15 protein-coding genes are annotated in these 18415 nt (G+C 48.0%); 9 read left to right on the top strand and 6 right to left on the bottom strand.

The window, feature by feature from the left end; genetic code table 11:
* Positions 1-657: 657 nt before the first annotated feature.
* The 5 genes from ACFOET_RS19860 to ACFOET_RS19840 form a co-directional block, all read right to left on the bottom strand.
* Positions 658-3078, bottom strand: a complete 2421-nt coding sequence (locus ACFOET_RS19860) for a hypothetical protein (protein WP_379025978.1) — start codon at positions 3076-3078, stop codon at positions 658-660.
* Between the two features lie 50 nt (positions 3079-3128).
* A complete protein-coding gene (locus tag ACFOET_RS19855; RefSeq protein WP_379025976.1) occupies positions 3129-4823 on the bottom strand; it encodes a RagB/SusD family nutrient uptake outer membrane protein in 1695 nt (564 codons plus the stop codon).
* Between the two features lie 7 nt (positions 4824-4830).
* Entirely contained in the window at positions 4831-8262 is a 3432-nt protein-coding gene (locus ACFOET_RS19850; protein WP_379025974.1) for a TonB-dependent receptor, read from the bottom strand.
* An 84-nt stretch (positions 8263-8346) separates the two neighbouring features.
* The gene (locus ACFOET_RS19845) at positions 8347-9357 is read right to left on the bottom strand and encodes a FecR family protein (protein ID WP_379025972.1); all 1011 of its coding nucleotides are present in this window, start codon (positions 9355-9357) and stop codon (positions 8347-8349) included.
* Between the two features lie 52 nt (positions 9358-9409).
* Positions 9410-9976 carry an RNA polymerase sigma-70 factor gene (locus tag ACFOET_RS19840; protein WP_379025970.1) on the bottom strand — a complete coding sequence of 189 codons (567 nt, stop codon included), beginning with the start codon at positions 9974-9976 and terminating at the stop codon, positions 9410-9412.
* A gap of 566 nt (positions 9977-10542) precedes the next feature.
* On the opposite strand from ACFOET_RS19840, the gene ACFOET_RS19835 reads away from it, so the two are divergent.
* Positions 10543-12327 (top strand): hypothetical protein, encoded by a 1785-nt coding sequence (locus ACFOET_RS19835; protein ID WP_379025968.1) that lies wholly within the window; start codon positions 10543-10545, stop codon positions 12325-12327.
* Positions 12328-12344: 17 nt separating this feature from the next.
* The gene (locus tag ACFOET_RS19830; RefSeq protein WP_379025966.1) at positions 12345-12467 is read left to right on the top strand and encodes a hypothetical protein; all 123 of its coding nucleotides are present in this window, start codon (positions 12345-12347) and stop codon (positions 12465-12467) included.
* A gap of 166 nt (positions 12468-12633) precedes the next feature.
* Here the strand turns inward: ACFOET_RS19830 and ACFOET_RS19825 are convergent, their stop codons facing one another.
* On the bottom strand, positions 12634-13122 hold the full coding sequence (locus ACFOET_RS19825; protein ID WP_379025964.1) for an ExbD/TolR family protein: 489 nt from the start codon (positions 13120-13122) through the stop codon (positions 12634-12636).
* Positions 13123-13355: 233 nt separating this feature from the next.
* On the opposite strand from ACFOET_RS19825, the gene ACFOET_RS19820 reads away from it, so the two are divergent.
* The 7 genes from ACFOET_RS19820 to ACFOET_RS19790 all read left to right on the top strand — a co-directional run bounded on the left by ACFOET_RS19820 (position 13356) and on the right by ACFOET_RS19790 (position 18411).
* On the top strand, positions 13356-14117 hold the full coding sequence (locus ACFOET_RS19820) for a hypothetical protein (RefSeq protein WP_379025962.1): 762 nt from the start codon (positions 13356-13358) through the stop codon (positions 14115-14117).
* 138 nt (positions 14118-14255) lie between these two features.
* Positions 14256-14450 carry a type II toxin-antitoxin system Y4mF family antitoxin gene (locus ACFOET_RS19815; protein WP_379025960.1) on the top strand — a complete coding sequence of 65 codons (195 nt, stop codon included), beginning with the start codon at positions 14256-14258 and terminating at the stop codon, positions 14448-14450.
* Positions 14451-14469: 19 nt separating this feature from the next.
* Positions 14470-15006, top strand: a complete 537-nt coding sequence (locus ACFOET_RS19810; RefSeq protein ID WP_379025958.1) for a HipA domain-containing protein — start codon at positions 14470-14472, stop codon at positions 15004-15006.
* A gap of 2 nt (positions 15007-15008) precedes the next feature.
* Positions 15009-15269: a hypothetical protein gene (locus tag ACFOET_RS19805; RefSeq protein WP_379025956.1), complete on the top strand. Its 261-nt coding sequence runs from the start codon at positions 15009-15011 to the stop codon at positions 15267-15269.
* Positions 15270-15696: 427 nt separating this feature from the next.
* Entirely contained in the window at positions 15697-16224 is a 528-nt protein-coding gene (locus ACFOET_RS19800) for a DUF1016 N-terminal domain-containing protein (RefSeq protein ID WP_379025954.1), read from the top strand.
* Between the two features lie 143 nt (positions 16225-16367).
* Complete coding sequence (locus ACFOET_RS19795; protein WP_379025952.1) at positions 16368-16817, top strand: very short patch repair endonuclease; 450 nt, start codon at positions 16368-16370, stop codon at positions 16815-16817.
* A gap of 472 nt (positions 16818-17289) precedes the next feature.
* Entirely contained in the window at positions 17290-18411 is a 1122-nt protein-coding gene (locus ACFOET_RS19790) for a DNA cytosine methyltransferase (RefSeq protein WP_379025950.1), read from the top strand.
* Positions 18412-18415 lie beyond the last annotated feature (4 nt).

Below are 18415 nucleotides of genomic sequence, written 5' to 3'. Positions count from 1 at the left end.
TCCGTCCGGGACCGTCAGTACCGACCCGCAGATCGGAGATGCCGGCGTGCTTGATGCCAAGTTTTGAATAGTTAGTGTATACGCAATGCAGGTTGTCGTTCGTAGTAAGCAAACTATTTAACGAATTATCTAATTTATCTGTTGGCAACTTGTCTCAATAAAAAGCAATCAAGTTGCAAATGTAATGTATCAAATAAACAAAAGCAACAAAATTGCTTTTGTTTTCAGCATGGCGCAACAGCTGGGGAATTTGAGTTAGATGCTGGAAGTGTTAATTTTCCGATGTCAGGTGGAAATTCGACATTTGATTATGTGGGGAAAGTAGGTTCTATTTACAGTGACGCTGTTGATGGTCAAGTTAAAGCAGATTATCGCTATACGGGAGCCATTACCACTAGTACAACACCGGGGTGGTTGCGCAGAGGCCCGTCGAGGAATAAAATAACAATAAGGGTCTTTGGGGCATATCCCTGAGATTTTTCTCTTACATTTTTAAAAAATCACCCCGTGGTTAAACCTGTCGGCGCGGTGTACTTTCTTCTCTTAACCAAAATGCTTACACCCTTTCGTCTTAATTGCATTATCCACTTATAAAAAAAGGATTGCCTAATTTCTTAAGGCAATCCCCACAACACAAATGAACGTTAACATGAGAAGCTAACGGTTCACAATCTTTTCGGCTGTTCCCCGAGTAATGTACCTAACCACGACCTCCGGTGTGCTGTCGTCCACGGCATCACAGGCAAAGGCAATGCTCGACGATCCTTCGGCCAATGCGGCTTTGCCATGAACGTTAGGCCGATGCAATACGCGGTAATTCTGGTCGGTTACCGTGGCATTGCCGTCATGATCCAGTAGCAGGTACTGGTTTGCCTCAATGGTGGCTTCAATCTTGACCACACCTCGGGTGGTAGTGAATGACGGGTTGGCGATGGCACCTTCGCCTTCCACTTTCAGGCGTAATGCATAAGTGCTTTCGTAAGGCGAATACCACGACCAGTCGGCCCCACCGGGTTGCCCGGGTTGCATTTCGGCCAGGTCGCAACGGTACCTCGTGGAGATATGGAGCGGATAGAGCAGGAAATTAGTGGCATCCAATTTCTGGAGGTGCCACTCGGTTTCAGGATCTTTGAGCCGTTCCATCTGTTCGGGTGAGAAAGCTTGTGCGAAGCGCAGTTCATCCCAGTTCTTCATGGCCTCCAGCAGCTGGTCTATCTGCCCGTGGTTTTTGAGGGTACGCATGTTGATGCTCATGGCATATCCTGAATCGAAACCGGCCGACTCGGAAAGAGCCCATTCCAAATCCTCCAATGTGGTGGCTTCGAATTTACGCTCCGCCAACCTGACTAGAAACCAACCCAGCATACGGGGGAAAAGGTTTCGCCTGAAAAAATCTTGGTTCTTGATCCGGTTTTCTACTTGTCCCTTGCGCATTTCCTCACCCCATGGCTCACCCCAGTTCATGCGGGTATGGATGTGCCATAGGTAGTGGTCCAGCCGGCTGGCGTCATTGATGAGGTCTACCTTATCGTTTAGTGTTCGGTAATACTCGGTAATAAAGCGAGCCGTGGCATAATAATCATGGCCGGTATACATGCTTCCTTCCAAGCCATCAAAAGAGATTTGCTTGAGGCCCGTTTTGTTGAATATCTCAGCCAGTCGGTGCGCAAACTCATCCTGTAGTTCCAAGTCCGGAAACAAGGTCTTATAGGGATAATCCCACAGCTTATAGAGCGTACTTGCCTGCGCATGGGCTGCTTTTTTAGTGCCAAAGGCACCACGCGTGCATTCGGTGAGTTTGATCCGATCGCCCGAGTGGGTTACCTTGCCAAAGGTAATGAGCTCATCACCGATTTGCATCGCATTGAGCGTGAGGGGTACATCGAATAAATCGGAGTGCATGATTTCGATCTCCGTTTGTGTCGCATCAAGGGGATGAGTCAAGGTGAGTTCGCCCTGTTTGAGCAGTTTCTTGCTGGGCACTGGCGTCACGTAAGGGTCATTGGTCGTCAAAAAATTGGTCAAGGTATGCACACCTACATGGATGCCCCTTGCCTTGGCGCGATCTACCAGCGCTTTGACGCCTTCGTCGCCACCCTTTACAAAACCGGGTTTCCATTGAAAATGGCCCCAAGTCTCAAACGGATCGGTGTGATACACATTCTTGAAACCAGCGATGGAAGCCTTGTCTAATACGAAATCAAAATCGTCTTCGGAGAAATTGGAGATGAGGTAGGACCCCATGGCCGCGCGCGATTCCTTGTCCCACTCGCCCGCTATGATGGGATGGGGCAACCCCTGCTCCACCTCAACCCGACCAATCCGGTTTAATATCGATGTCCGCAGGTCACCGAACAAGGCGATCTTTGATCCAACGATACGGGCATCCGGCCCGGTAATGGGCAGCGTGAGCGAGCGCTCCACCTGCTGTACGTTGCGGTACTCCAGTATTTGTCGGTCACGGCTAGACAGCTGGAATACCGTGCCGTCTTGGGCGTCTACAGCGGCCAGGTTATGGAATGGTATGCTGGCTACGGAAAGCTCCGTATCGGGCCCAGTGTATGCGAATTTCTCGCTGTAGGCGGCGGCGTATTCCTCGGGGATGCCCCCATTGGTCTTAATGTGGAGCGACTGCATGCCAAAAGCGATATCGCCATGCTGCGCTACGCCCACAATTTCGCCAACCACTTCATGCAGGGATACTTTGAGCGGCCCGAAAACCACCAAGCGGTAGTCGTCGCTAATTTGGGTGATTTCATAGGTAATGGCCTGGGGGTTTTGCTCCACCCGCAATTCGATTTTCTGCCCGTCTTCCATGGTGAGCACAAAACGTTTGCCTTGCACCTCCAGGGCGCGGGGCAGGATGATCTGATCGCCTTTGGCAGCCGATAGCATAGGGTAAGCGCCTGCGCCGAGGATCTCCTGTCCGGCAACCTTGATGGAACTGTAAAATCCATTGTCGTTGATGGTTACCTGCGTTTGAGCGGTTTTCAGTTCTGTTGCCATCACGACGTGGATGGTCAGGATGAGCAGCGCGGCGAGCGCTGCTTTCTTTATTCTGATTAATGTAACACCCATAGGATTATATTTGTCTTTTTTTTGCCGATTTTAAGCAATCGTTTTCTCATTTACTTCAGCGGATCGAACGTGCCGCCATCCCAACCGATAGTCTGCTCCAGGTTGGAATTCGATTCCAAGTGCCTGTTCGGGATAGCATAAAAATAGTAGTTATCCCTGAAATTGATGTCAAATACACGGTCAACATTGATCACCTCGTCTTCAAAATAAAGGTGATATTGAGTATCGATGTCAAACTGGTCTTTAACTTGGTCGAATTGGGCACTCGAAACCTTAAGCTTAGGAAGCAATCCTTTGCGGCGCTTGCCATTGAGCTCTTGATCAAACAGTTTTCTCCGCCTAAGGTCCCAATAACGTTTTCCTTCAAAGGCAAACTCCAGCTTACGCTCCAGCATGATAGCGGCAATCAGCTCGGCTTTGCTCATACCGGGTTTCAAGCCGTATGCCTGCCCATTTCCAGGAGCGATACCGGCTCGGTGCCTGATCTGCTTCAGCACGTCATACGCCTCATCCAAACGACCTGTTTCGGCAGCCGATTCGGCAAAATTCAGCAACACCTCAGCATAGCGCAGTTCAATCCAATCGGTGCTGCTCCGTTCGGTGAAGAACGGTTCATAGCTTTCGTTGACGGCTTTGCGGCAGTAGAAGCCGGATAACGTAGGGGCGTTGGCTTCGGCACCTTCATAGGTCCACTGCTTTCTGCCACTTTTACCACTGAGCTCCCACAGTGCGCCATTATGGGCAATCGTGGCGGCAAACCGTGGATCCCGATTCTTCCAGTAGTAAATGGGGTCATAGCCCGAATTAGGGTCGTCAATGGATACACCGGTGGCCATGGGATAGGCCAATACCATGTCCCAGGTGGGATGGTTGGCGCCTGAGAAATTTTGTGCTTCAGACAGCGGCCGGGTGCTGGCATCCCAACTGTGTACCACGGAAGGTTCCTGGAAGCGTTTCACAAAAATCACCTCGCGGTTCATCTCGTCAAACCACAGGTCAGCGTAGCTTTCGTAAAGGCCGTACCCTTCGGCTGCCAATTCCTCTTTCGCCTGTTTATTGGCCTGGTATGATTCAGCCCAACGGCCTTGGTCTTCATTGGGGTTGAACTGCGGGCTGGCGAAATAGAGCAATACACGGCCTTTCAGTGCTTGGGCTACCGCTTTGGTAAAGCGCCCCTCATCCAAGCCGCTCCAGTGCCAGGGTAAATTTGCTTCGGCAAAGTCTAAATCAGCAACAATAGCACTGATGCATTCCGATGTGCTAGCCCGCTTGAGGTAAAGGTCTTCAGATAGCTCTTGCGGACGCAACACCAAGGGTACACCGCCATATAGGCGTACCATCTCGAAATAGCGCCACGCCCGAAGCACCATCGCTTGCGCTTTGAAGCTATTTTTGGTCTCGAGTGGTAAGCTGCTCTTTTCCAAATTGGCGATGGCCAGGTTAATCGAACGGATTTGCGCATAATGCCACTCATCGATGGAGGTACTAATCAACTGTCCGTAAAGGATCGCTTGGTTTCCCGCCTCCGGAGAGGCTTCGTCTGAATGGGACGATACGTTGATATCCCACGACGGCAGGTTGTCCAAGTACAATTTATTCAGGAACGCTGCCGCGTAGTTTTCGTCGTTCCAAACCAAGTCGTCCGATATGGCCGATAGGTTACGCTTATCAAGCACTTTGCTACATCCGGATGCCGCGATGGTTCCCATCAGCAACATACCTATATAGATTACGTTTCTTTTCATGATCGTATTAGAAATTAAGGTTAATGCCCACTGCATAGCTTTTCATTAACGGATAAGCGATGATGCTTGAATTTTCGGGGTCGAAATACTTCACGTTGTTTTGCAGTAAGAACAGGTTATCGCCATTCACGAATACGCGCAACTGTGAGACACTGATTTTTCGCAGCCAATCTGCGGGAAGGTCGTAAGCAATCCGCAAGTTTTTCAGCCTGGCGAACGATCCATCACGCACCCAGAAGGTAGATGCGGCGTCGGCGGCGTTTCTGCCCGGCCGGGGAAAGCTAGCATCCGGGTTGTCGGGTGTCCAATGGTCGGTCCAGAAGTCAAAATTGGTCACATGCGGCCTGGCTTCGATACCACGTTGGTTAATCAGCACATCATTGCCGGCCACGCCTTGCACGAATACTTCAATGGCGAAGTTTTTCCATTTCGCGCCGAGCATTAACCCGTAGTTTACCGGAGGGATGGTACGGTTTACAATCCAATCCATATCGTTCTCGTCGATTTTGCCATCTGGCGTATCCGCATTGGCCCCCCGCAAGTCGCGGTAGTTCAGCATGCCCAATTCGGGCTTCTGCCCAAAGATGGTATACCCTTCGGGAAGCGCATCCAGCTGGGCTTGTGTACGGATGATATCGGTGGCGAGGTAACCCAAGGTCCGGCCGGTATTGAGCCCGATTTCAGAACGGAAGGACCTGATGTTTTCAGCTTCATCCTTAACGATCAGTTTGTTGGTCGCATAGCCGAAATTGCCCCGTATCTGGTAGGAGAAATTTTGGTTTAACTGGTCATTGTATCCCAATTCAATTTCGAAGCCGCGGGCATCGATTTCGGCATAGTTTTCAGCAGGCATCGGCGCCCCGAAAGTGGTAGGCAAACTTTCCAGTCGGGCCCCCAAGATGTCGTAGGTATGCTTATAGAAGGCATCCATGGTCAACGCAAGCTTATTTTGCAGGAATCGGGTGTCGAGCCCAATGTTGTAATTCAGCGATTTCTCCCAGGTGATGTTCGGGTTGGGCACCACACCGGCGATGATGCCACTGCTCAGGCCACCGAACTGGGCACCAGTCACAGCTGTGGAGCCGCTCATGAAATTATACTGCTGCAGCCACTGCCATCCGCCCACGGCATCGTTGCCGAGCAAGCCCACGGAAGCCCGTAATTTAGCTTCGTCAAGAAAGCGGACGTTATTTTTGAAGAACGACTCCTCGCTAATGCGCCAAGCGCCCGATACAGATGGGAAGAAGCCCCAGCGTTGATCGGGAGCAAAATTGGCCGACCCATCATACCGGAAAGATGCTTCCAATAGGTAACGGTCGTTATACCCGTAGTTAAGCCGACCCACATAAGAAAGACGGCCAAACTCTTCGCCGGTGCCGTTTACAGTGGAATGGAGGGCATCGGGGCTGCCGGCCAGGAATTGGTCTACGGCCGATGAAATGAAGAAATTGCGCTGGCTATTGAACCAATCCAGCACGCCTTCAGCTTGTTCGTATACAAAGGTCGCGTTGACATCATGCTTGCCAAAGCGGTTGCCATAATTGATCATGGCATTAAACTGGTAGTTGTCTGTGCGATCATAGCGTTGAATGAGGAAATCCCCATCATTGCGCACCTTCACGCTTTCAATCGCATCGGTGGCGATATGCCCGTGCCCACCGGTCATGACCGGATTGAATAAAGGGTATGGGCGGTTGAACTGTTTGATAAAGCTGTGCCTGTTGTACCGGTTATACATCACCTTGAGGCTCAACCCCTCGATCTGCGGCACTTTGTATTCCAACGCCAGTGTAGCGTCGTAATTTCCGTAGCGTTTGCGGTTGTAGCCCGTATGGTCTGACAGGATTTCCAGCGGATGCCACTCCACAAAACCCCCGTTCGGCCGGCCATTGATGTAAGGGGGCAGCATTTGCGACCGAACCAATAGCGCTTTATAAAGGTCGGCCATGTTATCGTTGTCGCTGTCCCATCGCCAATACGGCTTGAGGTCATCGCGGTTTTCGATGTTCAAGTTGAGCGAGGCCACCAGGTTTTTTGTGATGTTAGCCTCCAAGTTGCCCCGTAGGTTGTACCGGTCAAAATTCAAGCTTCTGAATGATCCTGTCTCGTTGTAGTAAGTGCCGCCCACGAAAAAACGGATATGTTCAGATCCACCATTTACATTCAGCGAGTGCCGGTTTCTGATCGGATTTTCCCAGGAGTCGCCAAGCCAATCCCATTGGTTTTTGCTGAAATAGTCAAGCTCATCATTGGTAAAGTAGCGGTTGTCTGTTGTCGGGATGCCATCAATAGCCAAGCTGTTATTGATCAGGATGGCTTGGTCGTATCCACTTTGGCGGCTAGGAATCAGCGTAGCGTCAGACACACCGAATGAGCCGGTATAGCTGATTACGGGTTTGCCCACCTTACCCCGTTTTGTGGTCACGAGGATAACGCCATTGGCTGCGCGCGCACCGTAGATCGCCGCCGAGGCACCGTCTTTGAGCACAGAAATATTTTCCACTTCCGAGGCGTCTAGCCCGTCAAACGCAAATTTATCGCGTACAATCCCGTCGATGACGTACAGGGGCGCTGCCGAGTTCCAGGTGCCGTCGGCACGCACCTTAATATTGGACGTTGCACCGGGTTTGCCTACGGTCTGCGTAATCAACACACCCGACATCCGACCGCTTAGCGCATTCGAAAGGCTGGATGAGGGAATCTCACTGATTTCCTGTGCGTTGATTGCAGCAATGGCACCGGTTAGGTTCACCTTTTTTTGCGCACCATACCCTACGATCACCACCTCTTCCAACGCTTTGTCTACGGCCTCCAACTCGATGTTCAGCGTGGTGACATCACCCAATGTGATGGTTTTGGAGCGGTAACCCAAATAGCTGAACTCCAAAACTGCGCCAACAGCACTCTGGATTTGGAACCGTCCGTTTTCATTGGTGGTAGCGATATTGGGCGCACCCGAAACTTTAATGGTCACACCAACAATAGGTTCGCCCAGTTGGTCACGCACAAACCCCTGGTATTGGGTCTGCTGCGCCGTGCCGGAGCTTCTGGAAGTCTGCTGCGCCGCTTCTGAAGCGCTGCCGCGTTTGGGTGATAGGACAATATGATGCTCATTAACCGTGAAATCGAGCCCAAATGGTGTACAAAGTTCATTCAAGACCTGTTCCAGCGTGCCGTTCGCAACAGCTAGGGAGACTTTTTTGGAATCATTCACCAGGTTTACATCGTACCAAAAAGAATAGCTGGTTTGCCGCTTTATCTCCTTAAGCACGTATTTAATGCTTTTGTTTTCTACCCGGATAGATATCCGCTTGTTCAGTGAAATGGAGGAAGCAAATACGGATAAGGTGGTCAGGCCTATCATGAGAAGCATCCAAATCCGCGAAGAATAGGCTAAAGGAATCCCCTTAAACTTCGGAAAAAGTTTATTTTTAATCATTGGTTAATCTCGTTTAATTAAATAAATCTACGGTTTGCGCGCTTTCATTTAGTTAGCGCATTTCTTGGTTGTGTTAGTCTTGTATCATAACTTATAAATATCAATTTTATTCTTTTTAATCGTATAGCGGTACGAGCCGTCTGCTGTGATCACATTAAGTACTTGCTCGATCGTTTCGCCATTTTCAAATTCGCCGAAGAATATCCGGTTATTCAGTTTGTCGTCATGCACCTGTATCTCCACATCGTAATGCCGTTCTAACGCAATTTTGATTTCATGGAAAGGCAAGGAATCAAAAATCAGCTTGCCTTCCGTCCATCTGATGGCCTGTGCAGCATTTCGATGGGCAATGGAGATTTCACTCGTCGCTTTCAGCAACACAGCTTCATCATTGGGTTTTAGCACCACTCCGTCTAGCCCTTCGCCCCCCATTTGTACCGCACCTTCCAGTAAATGAAGTGTCAATTTGTCGTCGCCCCCATAGTTTCGGAGGTTAAACTTGGTGCCCAGCACGGCCACTTCTACTCCGTCTGCTTCGATCACAAACCGGCGTTTCTCATCTTTTGCCACCTCAAAGTATGCTTCTCCGCTCAGTTGCACCCTTCGCTCGCTCCTCCCGAAACCTGGCGAGACCGTCATTCTGGAGTCGGCATTCAGGAACACGGTGGTGCCGTCGGCCAATATCGCCTTGGACATGGAGCCTCTCGGCGTACTCATCACCAGTACCTCGTTCCGGCCGGTGTCCGCTTCAATCCACTCCAGCACCAGAAAGCCCATAAGGAATCCCAGCGCCAAAACGGCGGCATAGGGCAATAATCTTTTAAAGAACATCCGCTTTGGAGGGCGGTCATCCGCAGTTGCCGCCTCCCTCCCGATTCGGTCGCTGAATTGATTCCATGCCACGTTAGCGTTATATCGGTGCTGGCTTGCGTGTAAATCACCTACAAACCAGATTTTCTCCACTTCCTGAAAATATTGCCGGTGGTCTGCAGAAGCTTCAAGCCAATCCATCAGTTTCCGTTCGTCATCCGCTGTTAATTCGTTAGCCAAAAAGCCAATAACCAACGTCTTCCAAAAAGGCTCATTTTCTATCATTTTCCGATTATATTAAGTAGACAATTGAAATTGAAAAGCGGGTAAACGGAAGTTAAAAAGAAATGAAAATAACATAAAGAAGCAAGTAATCCTTTAAAGAAACACGCAAGGAAGAAAGGGCGCTCTTGATGTGGTACTTCACCACATCAATCGAAACAGCGAGGTTATCTGCGATTTCTTGGTACTTCAACTGTTCAAACCGGCTCATCCGGAAAATGGTTTCGGTGAGTGGTGGCAGTTTCTTAATAGCTGATTCTAACCGGCTTTCCAGTTCTTGGAACACCACCTTATCGAAGCTGCTTTCATTACTGACGAATGAGTGTTCGAGCAATATTTGATTTCTAAGAAACTGTTGTTGTTTCTGCTGGGTGAAATGATTAATACACCTGTTTTTTACTGCACGGATTAAGTAGTGATTCAATGTCTTTTCGATAACAAGGTTCTCCCTGTTTTTCCAAATAGCGTAGATGACATCATTGACAATGGATTCGGAAACTAGCCTATCATGCACAAATTTGAATGCATAGGTACAAAGTAAGGCATAATAACTTTGGTATACGTATTCGTACGCACTGTTGTCTCCGCTTTTTAAGCCGTTTACTAAATCACGCTCGTCCATGCCTCGTTGCCACTACTACTAAGGATCGGTTTATAAGATTAGAAAATTCAAATATAATTAAACGATTTGATTGAATGTTAACTGAATGTTATGCCATATTACCATCTGTAACATCGATAAGCGGCAAACCGGGCTATATCTCCTGAAGGTTGATTCAACATATCACCACAGCAAACATTCATCCGACAAAGCTAATTAGGCTATTATCCTCGCGCTCGGCTTCTTTAAGTTGCCGCGATACCCCAAACGCAGCAAGCGCTACCTCCTATGGCATGTCGATAAGCACAAATCCGAACTATATCTCTATAAAGTCGAACCGACCATTTTCCTGATGTCAGAAAAAACTAATTCTATTATTAGTGAAAGGGACTTTTTCAGACTGATCAATTCTGTATTAACTACTTTCAGCGCTTCGTACTGAGCCTTCCGTACCCGTCTTTTATTTTTGATCGCCTGATTGGTTACTCTTGTTATCCATGGCTTTAATCTATTCGTTTGTACAATATTCCGTAATTCCGTATTTTGCGTTTTTAACGAGTTGACCAGCTTGTGAAAACCGATTTGTTATGGAACTACCGCATCTACCGAAACGAAAGTGCTTTGCCACCGGCAAGGTGATTTTTGTGTCGCGGCGCGATGCCGAGATGGCGATGTTCCAGATGAGATGGGCACACCGCATGCAGCAACGCCTGTCGGAAGAACGGCGCACCAAGCGGCGGCATGGACAGCCAAAGCAACGCAGGGCGTACTATTGCGAACATTGCGGCGGGTTCCACCTCACTAAGATGGAGTTTCCACGTCCTGAAAACCGCGGCGAGCCCAAGGAGCCACGCCTGCAGCCGTTCATCGGCGTCGTGCGGTGGTTTAACGCAGAAAAGGGCGGGGGCGTAGTTGTCCTGCCCGATAATAAGTCCATATACATTCACGAAAGAATGTTTCCGCGCCCGTACAGCCCGCCCCAAGTCGGCGATGTGTTGGTCGGTCAGCATCGCGATGACGCTGCCCGTGGCCGAGATATCGCCCTGTATTGCCGTCCGGCTTATCAATATGAGGATTGGCGGCTGCTTTTCGGGTTATTGGGCACGGATAACCTGGTGCGTTTCGTAGACACCGATAAGCGCTTCTCGGTTCTCAATGTTCCCGGGCAGGGCGCTAATACATTCAAGTTGCTGGAACTCGGCACCCTTCAGCTCTGCCGCCAGCAAGCAGAAAAGGTGCTGCTCCGCGTTTTTTTTACGTATTACAAACAGGAGCTCGATCCCAAGCAATTCATCCGGTACGTAGCCCTTATCGAGAAGGCCATCACCCTCAGCAGGGAGCCAGGCGATGCCGACCGTTTCCTGCGCGAATTGTATAGCCGTTTCGCCCGCAAAATGGATACTTATCTCAGGCTGGCTTGGTGGCAGCAGCAACCGTTATCCGTCGAAGTCCGCCGGTCTGCCGATGCCGAGCCCACCTTCTGGTATGGCGATTATGAGGGCATCATGCTGCGTGAGGATGCCAGCTACGGTGATGCGCTACCTTATTTGACATATGTGCTGGCCAGGCTGCAATCGGGTGAAAATCTGGAAGTCTCCATAGACCGGTACGATCCGGACCGCCACTGTCTTTTTCTTCGGCTTACCGAGCGGCAGGTAGCCACCCTGGTTCAAGAAGATCTTGGCAAACACGCCATCGTACAGCGCCGTTACCAGCCAGCACCGGATGTTCCTGAATTCATGACGGCTTATACGATTATCGAAACAGCAAGTAGCCTGTCCATCGTGGAATTGGACGTAAGCTGCAAATTGAACAAGTACGACACGTTTTACGAAGGGATCGATGTGCGGACAGGCCCGTACGCCCCTGCTTACCGGATATGGACACGCAATACGGACCCCGAAGCCATTGTGCAAGTTTTTCGGACGTGCCGTGTCAAAGATCCTAGCCTGCGTCAATACATCGGCGCTTCCGACAAAGCCGTGCAGGAGAAGATTGAAGCACAGCATCGGTTGCTCATTGAAGCGGATTTTGTTGGCCAGCTGGCTGGGATGCTCACCGGGCGATATCCGGATATGGATGTTGTCAAGGACGAAAAGAGCATCGCGGTCCGGAACCGGCGTTATAACATCCTGATTGCGCAATCCGACGGCGTTGATTTTCGCCGCGTAGACTGGTCTCACCATCCATCTTACGCCACGCACCGGTTCATCCATGTGCAGCCGCCGTCTATAACCAAGGTCACTCAGCGCCTTCGGATCACCATCGACCACCGCTCGCTTACCGTAGGAAACGATGTAAATACGATCGAGCCGATACTGGCCGCCAGTTTAGAAATCCTGAACCAGGTAATGGCAGAAGACGCCGTTTAATCGTAATCACACCAGCTATGAGAAACATCTACGCACGCTATCCTGATGAAGCCACCGATAACCTGATCGTGGCGGTTATTGACGCGATGTCCGATTGGTTTTTAGACAAACGGAACGAATTTGTAGGCCACCCAAAATAATCCGTTCGGCATCCAGTTGGTATTTGCATGTTATAATAATTCGGGATTCAAATCCAAAAATATTATAATAACTCGGGATTCAAATCCAAAAATGTTATGACTTTGCCCCAGTCATGGCAACTCTCGTCAAAAGAAAGCCCGGTTTTCCAGTGCCGAGCAGCGCACTTCAAAGCATGGTCTCCTCTTCCGGGCTGATCTCGCCGATCATGTACTGGTTGATGCCACAGATCCGCATTTCGTCCAATGCGTCCACCAAGCTGGCGTAAGCCGCGCGTGCACTTGGCCGTATCACCACGATAAGACCCTTGCCGTCGTCGGTCAATTTCGGCACCTCGTCTTTTTTCTGCAGTAGCACCTCTCGGATACCATCTTTGCCCATTACCGTCGAGTGCGGGCCTGCCAGCGGTTTGTCCAACATACCCCAATACCAGTCTACACGGCCATCCTCTCCCAGCAAAAGTGTCACTGTGCGGTTGTCTGCCAGCGGAGCGAAGTCAGTGGAATCTGTGATGTCTGGCATTGCCACATCAAGCGCTTGCTCCTTGTTGAGGGTCGTGGTAAGCATGAAGAAGGTGATCAGCAAAAATGCCAGGTCTACCATTGCCGTGAGGTCAACCCTGGGTTGCAGCCTCCGTCCGGTGTTCAATTCAGCCATGATATTTATGGGTTTATACTTGTATCTACCAATAGGATGAAAAACCGGATTGGTTTCCATACGACCCGCAAATACAAGCAATATTCCCTGCTTCGTTTGTACAATATTCCGTAATTCACTATCTTGCGTTTCTTAACGAGTTGACCAGCTTGTGAAAACCGAATTGTTATGGATCTATTTCACATACCGAGACGAACATGCATTGCCACCCGTAAGGTGATGCCACACCAGCTATGAGAAACATCTACGCACGCTATCCCGATGAAGCCACCGATAACCTGATCGTGTCGGTTATCAACGCGATGTCCGATTGGTTTTCAGACAAACGGAACGAACCCTATTGCAACACGCTCCGCCTTATCGCTTCCATCAGACAACCCAATATTGCGCGTCGCTACAAGCGCTACCGCCTTCAGCGCTTCCGCGATCGGCATCTCGCACGATACTCATTCGAAGACTACATCGCTGCCCACTATCCAGCGCCGCCGTCATCGGAGTTGTACCAAGGCGCGCTGACTGGGACATTTTATGCACTCGATTTGATCGTCGGCGGGTACAGTACGGTCTATCATCCGGAAGATCGCCTGTATCATTTCTTGGCGAGGCCTTTCGTCGGGTGGTCGCGCATCCTGCGGGTCGTCAAAGAGCGGAAGGCCGGCCGCGCACAGCCCCATTTCACCAATACCCCGCCACCGTTTTACAACGCTACGATAGGTACAACACTCGGGCAGGCATTATATCGTTTGCTAGTTTTCATTTTCCGCTATTTGAGGAACAATGGGTATGATTGGCAATTCCGTTCGGATATGCTTGGCATCGTCAAATCGGCCGAAGACCATGGCTGTCGACTTGAAGATACCTTCGAGGAGGCGTACTTTAAGGAGGTCGCTGAGCCGCCGTTCATGCAGGTGGAGGCTTACTTCGAAGCGTACGGCAAATTGCCAGATGGTTATCCGCCTCGGCTGGATGATTATAAGGACCTATCTAATTATTAGCGTTGCTGTGTCGAAACACCACCGTTCGGAATGAAAAGTTAAGCAACTTTCCTGCCTTTACAGCATCAGTTGCCAAGGTATACCCTATCGCATATAATTTATACTAAATTTTCCGTTTTATACCCGAAAGGATATACTATGTCAACGATACGATCTTTTGTAAAAGCCAAACGAAAAGAATTCAAATTAACGCAAGAAGAGCTTGCCCTGAATGCAGGCGTGGGATTGAAATTCGTGCGTGATCTTGAGCAAGGAAAAAAAACACTACGCCTGGATAAAGTAAACGATGTTTTAGCATTGTTTGGCAAAGAAGTGGGGGTAACTGATAAATGATAAAGAAACATTAAACCAATTGGCTCGAATTACCGTCAATGAGCGGTTAGCGGTGACTGGTGTACAGCCTAAATTATCCTTGAGTCTGGAAGGAGAGCGAGGTAACAAGCGTTTGACATTGGTAGGTCTTTGGGGCGATTATATTTTGAAACCCCAATCTTCGGACTTTCCCGCTATGCCAGGGGTGGAGGATTTAACGATGCATTTAGCGAAGTTATTTAAAATTGAAACGGCCGAGCATGCGTTAATACAAACTTCAAGTGGCGAATTAGCCTATATAACCAAACGTTTTGACCGTGTAAAAGGGAAGAAGGTTCATGTCGAAGACCTCTGCCAACTTTCCGAGCTACTTACCGAACAAAAATATAAGAGTTCGTACGAACGTGCCGGTAAAATTATCAAACAGTATGCTACCAATTCGGGGCTGGACGTAATTAAATACTTTAGAATGGTACTGTTCTGTTTTCTAACGGGTAATAACGATATGCATCTAAAAAACTTTTCGTTGATGCATACCGAAAGAGGTATCTTGCTTCACCGGCGTATGATTGAGTGAATGTGAATTTGATTTATTCCAAAGACCAGGAAGAGCTAGCTTTGACTTTAAATGCCCGAAAACGCAAAATAACGCGCGCTGACTTTGATCACTTTGCAACCAGCTTGGGCATTGCGGACAAGGTTAGGGATAACGTCTATCAAGCCTTTTCTATAAGAGCCAACGAAATCCAGGCCTGGATTGACAGGAGCTTTTTAACTAATGGGCATAAAGAGGAGTATGCTGCAATTGTATTAAAGAAACTGAATCAGACAGGCTTGTGATTTTAAACCGACGTTCTTGATTAGCCAATGCAGACACCACCCCACCGCCATCTTTGTAGAAGTACCCCATCATCCCAAAGCTTTCAAAACCCGCTGTATCCGTGGTTGCACAAACCAGATGCCTATTGGCAGTATCCAAATCGTGATGAAGTCGGTAACCTTTGACGAAGCAAATACTCCCAGTTCGGCTTCCCGATCATTAAGCCCCCTTACGGATTAGATTTATGCAATATAACAATCCGAGGAAATTCAATAGACCAACTATATCCAGCACTACATAATGGCCGGGCTTTGACCTTATACCAATGGTGGTTGTCGCATCTAATGAATCAATCTCCGGTGCGGGGGGCATAATTCAAATCTAATTTTTTTAGCTTAACATATTGTCATATCTTTGTATCAATCTAAAAACCAAATATCATGAACCATGATTAACGAAGAACAGTATAAATCACTCCTAAGTGATATAAAGTACAAAATAAAGCTCAGCCAGGTTAAAATCGCTATCGCCGCCAACAGTCAGATGCTGCTCGTTTATTGGCAATTAGGCCGGTCTATCCTTATCAGCCAGCAACAAGAAGGTTGGGGTGCCAAGATCATCGATCGACTATCTGCAGATTTGAAAAAAGAGTTTCCTGCCATCAAAGGGTTGTCTCCTAGAAATCTTCTTTATATGAAGCAGTTTGCAGAAGACTACACCGTCCAAACCCTTATACTTTTCAAACAGATTGAAGAAAAGCTTAGGTCTTCCTCAATTTCGCAACAACCTGTTGCGAAATTACTACAAGCTGACAATGAGAATTCAACCGCGGAGCGTAATGTCAAAACCCTGATTGTGGAAACGCCATCGCCCGGCTTCCATTTCATGGATGTGCGTGTATCCATCTTTATGGCTCTCACAATAATAATAAAATTCGATTTCTGTAAAGCGGTATTCCGCATCATTTACTTTTAGCGATTTATTAAGTAACAGGGTTTGAGCGGTTGATGCAAATGACTGCTCAATATTCTTTTCATCAATAAAAAACAATCCCATAGGTTTTTAAGTTAGGTAAAGTGCTAATATAGGCATTTCCGACAATATCTTAACTTTGTCTCATGCCCCGTCTCCCCACTACCCCACAGCGCTCCTATATTATGAGCCGCATTCGAGCCAAGAATACCAAGCCCGAGCTACTGCTGCGCAAGGCACTGTGGGCAAAGGGCATCCGCTATCGCACGCATGCCAAAGATCTTCCTGGTAAGCCCGATATCGTGATCCGCAAATACCGGCTGGCCATCTTTGTGGATGGGGAGTTCTGGCATGGCCACCAGTGGGAAAAAACCAAAGGAATCATTAAGAGCAACCGCGATTTCTGGATACCTAAGATCGAACGGAATATCCAGCGCGATAAGGATAACAACGCCGCGCTCATCAATATGGGATATACCGTGTTCCGATTCTGGAGCGATGACGTCAGGAAGCACCTACAGAAAATAGTAAACCAGATACAGCTCTATATCGAAACAGCCGGAGAAGGGAGAGTGCCCTACCCTGCCGACTATTAAATCAAAATTGGCCGCGTGTCCTACGGCCCTTTTTTAGTATCCTCTCGTACAAATCGTCAGCCGCGCGTTTTACCTGCTTTGCCAAACCTTCCGCTTCATAAGATATCTCCTGTTCCGGCAAATAACTCAGCATAGCTGGAGAGCTTTACGTTTTCAACTTTCCGTTTTGGCGCCTCTACCTAATTCGATCATTTCGAGGTTATCCTCGAAATGATCGGTAACTTGCTGGCCACTATTCCGACAAGCTTCTTTTGCTCTATAATTGCTAAAATAATGTGCCGATATTCAGAAATTCCAGTTAAAGCCGTTTATAGGCATGTCAATTATTTAGTTTCCGCTAAGCAGGTCATCAAAAAAATGACAATAAAAATTTTCTTTTGTCGTTTGTGCTTGCAATAAATTATTATTATTGCATAAATTTCGAGACATAATTTTGGCTAATATTTTTATCACATAAGCCTTGCCGTTTAGTATGCAATTGCCCGAAATAACTGAAGTTAATGTTAGTTTTACTGAGCTGAATAAGACGCCGATATATTCCGCTGTTGATATTTTCAGTGGCGCAGGTGGATTGAGTTTGGGTGCCGAACGGGCTGGAATAACAATTTCCCTAGCAATTGAAAAAGATAAAAACGCTGCCGCGACTTTCATTCATAATCACCCTCTAGCCAAAGTTATATGTGACGATATCGGTGAAATAATCCCTTCATTACACATCGAAGGTAACCCATTCATCGTATTTGGAGGCCCTCCCTGTCAAGGTTTTTCCACGTCCAACACCAAGACACGCTCACTTGACAACAAGAATAATTATCTATTCCACGAATTTTTGAGATTTGTGAGGGAACTGAAGCCCAAATGGTTTTTGTTCGAGAATGTTGAAGGCATAACAACATTTGATAACGGCAATACGGTTGGGGAAATAAAGAGATTATTCGGTGAACTAGGTTACCTCACCAAAGAAAAGGTCGTCTATGCATCCGATTATGGCGTTCCTCAACACCGCAATCGCTTTATCATGGTCGGCAATAAAGTTGGCATCGACTTTCAATTTCCTGATAAATACAATTATACGGTATCCGTGGATGAAGCCATTTCTGATTTACCTTCTTTGGAAAACGGAGACAGTTTTGAAGAGCTGTCTTATAAAAAGGACTTTGATCAAGCGAGTTCGTATGCGAAGAAAATGCGTCAAAATTCAAGCTCTGCTAGACAGAACTTTGTGTCAAGAAATAAAGATTACGTTATAGAGCGGTATAAACACATAGGCCAAGGGCAGAATTGGAAAGCAATCCCTGATGAATTAATGGCAAACTACGCAAATAAGCATAATTGTCACAGTGGTATCTATAAACGCCTCGACGCCTCTTTGCCTTCAGTTGTCATCTCAAATTACCGTAAGAATATGCTCATTCATCCTTATGAGGACCGAGGATTATCCGTACGAGAAGCTGCACGCCTACAGAGTTTTCCAGATGATTTTGTGTTTAGAGGACCGCTAATGCATATCCAGCAACAGATCGGCAACGCGGTACCACCTCTTCTGGCTGAGGCTATTTTCAAGAAGATATTAGAATATCCAATAGCTGATTAATTCC

Origin of the sequence: Parapedobacter deserti (assembly GCF_042646065.1) — a bacterium.
Classification (GTDB): domain Bacteria; phylum Bacteroidota; class Bacteroidia; order Sphingobacteriales; family Sphingobacteriaceae; genus Parapedobacter; species Parapedobacter deserti.
Note: the sequence above shows the minus strand (reverse complement) of the source record. Positions and strands in the feature narration are given on the sequence as shown.

Bases quoted from the DNA above. Each gene is read 5' to 3' on its own strand.
- ACFOET_RS19860 (WP_379025978.1), bottom strand. From the start codon at position 3,078: ATGGGTGTTACATTAATCAGAATAAAGAAAGCAGCGCTCGCCGCGCTG.
- ACFOET_RS19840 (WP_379025970.1), bottom strand. From the start codon at position 9,976: ATGGACGAGCGTGATTTAGTAAACGGCTTAAAAAGCGGAGACAACAGT.
- ACFOET_RS19795 (WP_379025952.1), top strand. From the start codon at position 16,368: ATGCCCCGTCTCCCCACTACCCCACAGCGCTCCTATATTATGAGCCGC.
- ACFOET_RS19800 (WP_379025954.1), top strand. From the start codon at position 15,697: ATGATTAACGAAGAACAGTATAAATCACTCCTAAGTGATATAAAGTAC.
- ACFOET_RS19835 (WP_379025968.1), top strand. From the start codon at position 10,543: ATGGAACTACCGCATCTACCGAAACGAAAGTGCTTTGCCACCGGCAAG.
- ACFOET_RS19850 (WP_379025974.1), bottom strand. From the start codon at position 8,262: ATGATTAAAAATAAACTTTTTCCGAAGTTTAAGGGGATTCCTTTAGCC.
- ACFOET_RS19820 (WP_379025962.1), top strand. From the start codon at position 13,356: ATGAGAAACATCTACGCACGCTATCCCGATGAAGCCACCGATAACCTG.
- ACFOET_RS19855 (WP_379025976.1), bottom strand. From the start codon at position 4,823: ATGAAAAGAAACGTAATCTATATAGGTATGTTGCTGATGGGAACCATC.
- ACFOET_RS19815 (WP_379025960.1), top strand. From the start codon at position 14,256: ATGTCAACGATACGATCTTTTGTAAAAGCCAAACGAAAAGAATTCAAA.
- ACFOET_RS19790 (WP_379025950.1), top strand. From the start codon at position 17,290: ATGCAATTGCCCGAAATAACTGAAGTTAATGTTAGTTTTACTGAGCTG.
- ACFOET_RS19825 (WP_379025964.1), bottom strand. From the start codon at position 13,122: ATGGCTGAATTGAACACCGGACGGAGGCTGCAACCCAGGGTTGACCTC.
- ACFOET_RS19845 (WP_379025972.1), bottom strand. From the start codon at position 9,357: ATGATAGAAAATGAGCCTTTTTGGAAGACGTTGGTTATTGGCTTTTTG.
- ACFOET_RS19830 (WP_379025966.1), top strand. From the start codon at position 12,345: ATGAGAAACATCTACGCACGCTATCCTGATGAAGCCACCGATAACCTG.